Source organism: Salmonella sp. SAL4457 (genome assembly GCF_046548235.1).
In the GTDB taxonomy this organism is placed as follows: Bacteria; Pseudomonadota; Gammaproteobacteria; order Enterobacterales; family Enterobacteriaceae; genus Salmonella; species Salmonella enterica.
This window is the reverse complement of the sequence record NZ_JBGDZO010000127.1, coordinates 1-372: the sequence shown is the minus strand read 5'-3', so window position 1 is coordinate 372 and position 372 is coordinate 1. Positions and strand designations below refer to the sequence as shown.

The window sequence follows — 372 nt, the reverse complement described above, 5'->3', positions numbered from 1 at the left end:
ACCCAGGAGCGCCCGGTGACCCACGAGCTGCTCTACGGACTCTGCGCGCTCTACCTGCAGATGGCGCTGGCCTTCGCTCTCGCCTACTACATGGTCGAACAGATGCAGCCGGCCAGCTTCATCGCCAGCCATGGCGCACTCGGCCTGGATACCTTCGTCTACTACAGCCTGGTGACCCTGACCACCGTGGGCTACGGCGACATCCAGGCGATCAACCCGCTGGCGCGCCTGCTGGCCGGCAGCGAAGGAGTGATCGGGGTCCTGTTCATCGCCCTCGCCGTGGCCCGCAGCCTGACCCTGATGAGCGACAGCGAGGAGGTCTGATTATTAAGCTGGGCTAACGAGTGCATCCCCCCGCGCAGCGGTTTATCC

At 64.8% G+C, this 372-nt stretch carries 1 protein-coding gene; it reads left to right on the top strand.

Annotated elements, in window-relative coordinates:
* Window positions 1-324, top strand: a 324-nt coding sequence (locus ACLJNW_RS23550; protein ID WP_410961132.1) for a potassium channel family protein, incomplete at its 5' end; no start/stop codon positions are given.
* Window positions 325-372 lie beyond the last annotated feature (48 nt).